The 7,377-nt window shown below is 29.2% G+C and carries 3 protein-coding genes and 1 CRISPR repeat array; of the genes, 2 read left to right on the plus strand and 1 reads right to left on the minus strand.

The genetic code is table 11. From position 1 onward, the window contains the following. Positions 1-218 precede the first annotated feature (218 nt). Positions 219-2,387, plus strand: a complete 2,169-nt coding sequence (locus IM532_RS02720) for an ATP-binding protein (RefSeq protein WP_194181907.1) — start codon at positions 219-221, stop codon at positions 2,385-2,387. A 1,039-nt stretch (positions 2,388-3,426) separates the two neighbouring features. On the opposite strand, the gene IM532_RS02725 is transcribed toward IM532_RS02720, so the two are convergent. Then, positions 3,427-4,713 carry a DUF389 domain-containing protein gene (locus tag IM532_RS02725; RefSeq protein ID WP_194181908.1) on the minus strand — a complete coding sequence of 429 codons (1,287 nt, stop codon included), beginning with the start codon at positions 4,711-4,713 and terminating at the stop codon, positions 3,427-3,429. 115 nt (positions 4,714-4,828) lie between these two features. Between IM532_RS02725 and nhaA the strand changes: the two genes are divergently transcribed. Continuing rightward, a complete protein-coding gene (gene nhaA, locus IM532_RS02730) occupies positions 4,829-5,995 on the plus strand; it encodes a Na+/H+ antiporter NhaA (protein ID WP_194181909.1) in 1,167 nt (388 codons plus the stop codon). 180 nt (positions 5,996-6,175) lie between these two features. After that, positions 6,176-7,377: direct repeats of the CRISPR family, unit length 47 nt; unit sequence GTTGTGAATTCCTTTCATTTTGGTATTTTTACCAAAGCAATTACAAC.

The following is a 7,377-nucleotide window of genomic DNA, read 5'->3' on the forward strand; positions in this document are numbered from 1 at the left end:
TATTTTAACCTAGCAATATTCATATTGATTGTTCTGTAGAACATATACATATTATTCACCTACCCTAACATATTTACATTGCTTTACAATAAATCGTTTAATAAACAAAAAATTATTTCTAAAGAATCTTAAATAAATTTTACTTAATTTGACCTTTAAATTATACTATTGAATAAAATCAACTACTGAAAATTTTAGCAATAAAACAAAACTAACTTATGATTTCTAGTTACTGTGCTGATGAAAAAATCAGAATTCCAGGTAAATTTCAGGATTTTGCCTATTTAATTGGTCTAGATGCTGATGGAATCATCCATTTTTATAGTGAAAATCTAAAAAAATTATTCCCTACTGAACATGAAATTTTAAGTAAATCCATTGACGTAATTCCAATTTTATCTCATTGGTTAAAAAATTATTTTCTCCATAAAAATGAATTTGAAGATTCGATTGATACACTAGTTATTGAAAATATAGAATATTACATCTATGTTTTAGAAAATGAATCATTTCAGTATATTCAAATTGAAGAAAAAATAGAAAGTGCTGAGGAATATAATCTAAATTTTATTAAAATAGATGAGTACGAATCGCTTACCAAAAAAAGTGATTTATGGAATAAATTAGTGCAAGATATCTACCAATTCACCAAATATGATAGAATAATGGTGTATCAATTTCTTGCAGATGGTTCGGGCAAAGTAATCGCAGAACGTACAATTGATCAAATCGAAAGTTATTTAAACTTACATTATCCCGAAGAAGATATTCCTAGCCAAGCTAGAGAGCTCTATCTAAGTCAAAAAAGAAGAATTTTTAGTGATATTGACGCGCCACACCATATTATTCATTCTACAACTACTGAGGTCGATTTAACTTATTGTGAAGCACGAGCAATGTCCCCTTTACACGGTCAATATTTACGAAACTCTGGAGTTAAATCTAGTTTTAGTACTTCCATTATAGTTGAAAATAAATTATGGGGATTGGTTACATGCCAAAATATTGAAGCGAAACACGTTGATTTAAAAAATAGAATATATGCTGAGAGGTTAACAAATTGGGCATCAAAGCTGTTTACAATTTTTAATTATAAAGCAATCAATAAATACTCGTTGGCACTGGAAGAAAATATTCAAATCCTTAAAACTAAATTATTAACCTACCCCGATTTAAAAGTAGGAATTAAAAGTAATTTTAATGATTTTCTAAAATTAGCAGCAGCAGACGGAGTTGCCTATATTAATAAAGATGAAATCATCTTTGATGGGATGACTCCTTCACCAAGTAAGATTAACGAGATCTTAGTTTGGTATCGAGAAAATCATCCTGCCGAAAATAAAACTTTTATTGATCGTTCATTTGCGAAAAAACACCCTACACTAGTGGATAATTCCAGTGAAACTTCAGGTATTATTATAAGCGAAATAAACAGAGAAGATTATAAATATTTTATTTGGTTTAGAAAAGAATACAACGAACATATACAATGGGCGGGTAATCCTGAGAAAGAAATCATAAAAACTGAAATTAATGGAATTGAACAAAACGTTATTTCTCCACGAGCATCATTTAAAAAATTTAAACAAGAAATAAAAGGACAATCAAAAATATGGAGCAGAAAAAATGAAATAGCCATTCATAAACTTCAGAATTTATTGTACGAAATTACCTTTAACCACTTTGATAAAATACAAGAACTAAATCATCAGCTCGTAAAAATTAATGATGAATTGGATAGCTTTGCTTCTACAATTTCTCATGATTTAGGGACACCTTTAACTGTTTCAAAACTAAATTTACAATTATTACTAACCAAAGTAAGAGAAGATGAAAGTCAGAAAACTACGCTAAAAACTGTGTTAGGACAAATTGAAACTATGGAGGAATTGATGAAAAATGTCCTTGATTTAAGTCGCTCATCCAAAGTTGATTTAAATTTTGAAAAGATAAATATGCATCATCTTATCAAAAATATCCTAGAAGATGTTTTAACAGTTTATTCTAATCAAAATATACAAGTGGAATGTGGGGAATTACATTTTATTCACTCAGATAAAACACTGATATATCAAGTTTTTCAGAATTTAATCTCTAATGCGGTTAAATATTCATCGAAAGAAACTGTACCCAAAATTAAAATAGAAAGTGAAGTATCCGATAATTTTATAACGTATAGCATAATAGATAATGGTATTGGAATTCCTGAACATGAAATCTCGAATTTGTTTAAAATATTTAAACGATTGGATAATGCAACTTCTTACAAAGGAAATGGAGTTGGTTTGTCCATTGTTAAAAAAATTCTGGATCGCTTAGAGGCTACGTGCGATGTTTGTAATAATGATGATAAGGGAATCACGTTCAAATTACATTTTAAAAAATAATTTTCAAAAAAGAGGAAGCTATCACTTCCTCTTTTTTTTGTAAATAAACCCGATACCCGAACGAACACCGAACAAGCGCTAGAGAAGCGCTATACAACGCCTACAGAAAGGATACAGAACACCTACAGAAAAGACGCACAACAATGAATTTTCATTAATCAAAACACCACATCCACATCTCAAAATATAATTTCATTAATCATTTTCAAATTTGGCTTGTTATATTTTAAAGAATTACCAAGTGCAACAATAAATTTGTATAAGTAACAGATATATTTTAAAATTCATGTATTGCCATTATCCTGCCTTTACCCTGCCTTTATCTAGGGAGTATCCAGCAAGTTAGCATGCGTTTATTTTTGAATTTAATTTAAACCTAATCATTTATTTCACAATATTATGACTATAAAAATCTCTTTGCAATACTTCTCAAATTAAACGGATGGTGTTTCATTATTTTTACATTTTTCATTCCTGAACAGATAAGTATTTTAAAGAATTTTGATCTATTTTATCCAGATGTAACAATAGCATTTCCTTTAATTATAATCTCATTAGTGCTTATTATACTGTTTATAATCTACTATGTAACGCTTTATAAAACTGAACTAATAATGATATTTTTAAGGGTAGAGAAATATTTAAAAGATGTAAAAATGAAACTTCAGGAGTTAGTCTAGAAAAATATACACAGCTATCTATTTTATTTATAGCAGTTATGCTTTTAATTTTTCATATACCTGAAGTGATAAAAGAATTCGTTACCTATTTTAGCGTGAAAGACTACTACAGAGATATTTCAACAAATAATCTTTTAACAAGTGGAATCACTTCACTAATTGCTCTATTGGTATTAATTTTTAATGATAATGTTGCTACATTTATTATGAAAAGCACACCTTTAGGAAAGATTAGAGTGCTAATGAATCCTGCCTCTCCATTGATCAATTTCTGAGTGGTGAATTGATTATATTTGGGTACATTTTCCATTAACTAAGTAATTGAAACTAAAATATTACAAATCCATAAAATTTTAATTCTATTCCTTAATAATGATTATACTGTCTTGTTCGAATTTTGCATTGAGCCATTGTCTTAGTTTCACTTCATCAACCTTATTTACTGCAGAATAAGTTAATAATGTTTGAGTAATGACTGAATCTTTTGACACATATAAATTAGTTTTACCAAAAGATACTTTATTAATGTTTGGAAATAAAATTTTAATTTCTTGATCTGTTTTAAAATCTCCTAAGTTCAACTGATTAATTTGAGTCATCAATTGTTTTATTCGGATGTCTTTTTCTCCTTCTATAGTATTATTCGCTTGTAATTCCATTAAAATTTCGTTATTTAAATCTGAGTTATTTTGTTTGATAACTAACTTTGTATTGGGTAAATTGTATTGTTTTAATTTTTGATTTAATTGATGAATTTCAATTGAATCAAATTTTTCCGAAAGAAAAGCGACATCAATTCTTTTTGGATTTTGATTGAAAGAAAATTTCTTATAAATAATGGTCATTCCTTTATCGGTAAATTCATCTTTGAAATATTTTTCAACATTTTGAACAAACTTTTTTTCCTCCAATAAATTATAGGCTAAATAAAAACTAGGAATAACTAGCAAGGACACCATGATGGTAATTGCTACTCTCACTTTTTTATCAAAAGCCTCATCTTTAGTAACAATTGGTTTATACTTTAAGTATTTTAAAACTAAAAAAGTTGCTATCCCAATAAAAAAACAATTGATACTGTACAAATAAAGAGCGCCTGCTACAAACTTATAATTCATAGTAGCAAAACCAAAACCTGCTGTACAAAGAGGAGGCATTAAAGCTGTTGCAATTGCAACTCCTGGAATAGGATTTCCCTTATCTTCTCTCGTTATTGACACAGCTCCCACGATACCTCCAAAAAAAGCAATAAGTACATCATATATAGTGGGTGAAGTACGTGCCAGCAGTTCAGATTGCACATCTTTAAAAGGACTGATATAAAAAAAAAGGGCTGAAACGAGAAACCCCACAGCTGTAGCTATAAGTAGATTTTTTGTAGAACGTTTTAGTAAATTAATGTCATACGTCGCCAGTGCGAATCCAGAACCTACTATAGGTCCCATTAAAGGCGAAATTAACATTGCTCCGATAATAACAGCGGTAGAATTTACATTTAATCCAATGGAAGCAATTAAAATAGCACAAGCTAAAATCCATAAGTTGGCGCCTTTAAAAGATATGTTTTTAATTACATCTTCTCTTACTTTATTTTTATTTTCTTCTCCGCGATGAAGGTTAAACCAATTGTAAAATTTTGTTATCATATAAGTTAAAAGGTTTGGATCTTATAAGATATAAAATTCTATTTTGAATCTTATCCATTATTTTAAAAAAATAAAATGTTATATCTTGCTACATTATCAATTTTAACTATTAAATATGAATCAAAAAATCAATTTAAAGGTTTTTAAAGATTTTGTACAATCCAGTAATTTCGGAGGAGCATTATTATTTTTATGTGTGATCTTATCGTTAATTGTAGCCAATTCTCCTTTAGGTGAAGCACTTCAAAATCTCCTGGACACAACAATTGGATATGAAGACGACAATATACATTTAAATTATAGTATTAGTCTGTGGATTAATGATGGTTTAATGGCAATCTTTTTTCTATTGGTTGGATTAGAAATAAAACGAGAAATCGTAGAAGGTGAATTATCTTCACCAAAAAAGGCAATTTTACCTATTTTGGCTGCAGTGGGAGGAGCAATTATCCCTGCGGGTATTTATATATATTTAAATAATAATTTAGATACAATAGAAGGATGGGGAATTCCAATGGCCACGGATATTGCCTTTGCTTTAGCAGTTATATCCTTATTAGATAAACGTATTCCAATAAGTCTAAAGATATTTTTAGCAGCATTAGCTATAGTAGATGATTTAATTGCAATATTGGTTATTGCGATTTTCTATTCTTCAGGGATCCATTTGGATGCTTTAGCTTATGCAGGCATTGGAATGGTTGTATTAATTATAATGAATCGTTTCAACATTAAGAATCCATATTTATATTTAATTCCTGGTGTTTTTATTTGGTATTTTGTACATCATTCAGGAATTCATGCTACCATTGCTGGAGTTTTAATTGCTATGACAATTCCTACAAATAAATCCAATGTTGAGTCTCCCTTAGAAAGATTGGAACATGCTTTGGTCAAACCTGTCAACTTCTTAATCATTCCAATTTTTGCATTTGCTAATACTAATATAACCATACAATATGAAATGATTGAAGGCTTAACTTCTCCATTAGGATTAGGTATTGCATTGGGATTATTATTAGGAAAACCTGTCGGTATAGTTACTGTTTCAGTTGTTTGCTCAAGATTAGGAATTGGACAATTACCTGTAAATAGTAATCTAATTCATATGATAGGCGTAGGCTTATTAGCTGGTATAGGTTTTACGATGTCAATTTTTATTTCAATATTATCATTTAGTAATCCATTGCATGTAGAAGAAGCTAAACTTTCAGTATTACTGACTTCATTAATTGCTGGTATATTAGGATATTTTGTCTTAAGAAGGGCAGGAAATAAATAAAGCTAAGAAAAAATGCTAAGCTTTATTTATCGCTCTATTCGTACAATAATTTATTGGAATATAATTAAAATCTGGGATCATATTATTTCTCATTAAGATATCGTTATAAATTGAATTCATTTTAATAGTTGCCACCAAAGCAATTACAACTAATGCCGATTAGAACAAAAGAAAAAGCTTGTTGTGAATTCCTTTCATTTTGGTATTTTTACCAAAGCAATTACAACAATCTATTCCTTCATACACTCCGAACATTTGTTGTGAATTCCTTTCATTTTGGTATTTTTACCAAAGCAATTACAACGAAGTGTTAGTTGATCTAGTTGGTGAAGTAGTTGTGAATTCCTTTCATTTTGGTATTTTTACCAAAGCAATTACAACTTCATCGTTCAATAACCAATAAAGAGTTGTGTTGTGAATTCCTTTCATTTTGGTATTTTTACCAAAGCAATTACAACAAAAAAGTTTTTCAATACTTTAAAACACGTGTTGTGAATTCCTTTCATTTTGGTATTTTTACCAAAGCAATTACAACAGGATGAAGTGAGCAATCGAATAAATTCTGGTTGTGAATTCCTTTCATTTTGGTATTTTTACCAAAGCAATTACAACAGACATTGTCGTGAATACCATCACTATTTCGTTGTGAATTCCTTTCATTTTGGTATTTTTACCAAAGCAATTACAACAATTGTTCAATTCGTCCCAACGCAATCCTGGTTGTGAATTCCTTTCATTTTGGTATTTTTACCAAAGCAATTACAACAAAGATGAAAATGAAGTAATAGGCGTTGCTGTTGTGAATTCCTTTCATTTTGGTATTTTTACCAAAGCAATTACAACCAACAACAGCTGAAAAAACGGCATGGAATAGTTGTGAATTCCTTTCATTTTGGTATTTTTACCAAAGCAATTACAACTTGTATTATTGGTAAGATGAAAGGGAGAGGGTTGTGAATTCCTTTCATTTTGGTATTTTTACCAAAGCAATTACAACTACTTACGGATTTCCAACTACTTTAAGAGTGTTGTGAATTCCTTTCATTTTGGTATTTTTACCAAAGCAATTACAACTTCATCGTTCAATAACCAATAAAGAGTTGTGTTGTGAATTCCTTTCATTTTGGTATTTTTACCAAAGCAATTACAACAAAAAAGTTTTTCAATACTTTAAAACACGTGTTGTGAATTCCTTTCATTTTGGTATTTTTACCAAAGCAATTACAACAGGATGAAGTGAGCAATCGAATAAATTCTGGTTGTGAATTCCTTTCATTTTGGTATTTTTACCAAAGCAATTACAACAGACATTGTCGTGAATACCATCACTATTTCGTTGTGAATTCCTTTCATTTTGGTATTTTTACCAAAGCAATTACAAC

The organism is Faecalibacter rhinopitheci (assembly GCF_015234135.1).
Lineage (GTDB): Bacteria > Bacteroidota > Bacteroidia > Flavobacteriales > Weeksellaceae > Empedobacter > Empedobacter rhinopitheci.

Bases quoted from the DNA above. Each gene is read 5' to 3' on its own strand.
- nhaA (WP_194181909.1), top strand. From the start codon at position 4,829: ATGAATCAAAAAATCAATTTAAAGGTTTTTAAAGATTTTGTACAATCC.
- IM532_RS02725 (WP_194181908.1), bottom strand. From the start codon at position 4,713: ATGATAACAAAATTTTACAATTGGTTTAACCTTCATCGCGGAGAAGAA.
- IM532_RS02720 (WP_194181907.1), top strand. From the start codon at position 219: ATGATTTCTAGTTACTGTGCTGATGAAAAAATCAGAATTCCAGGTAAA.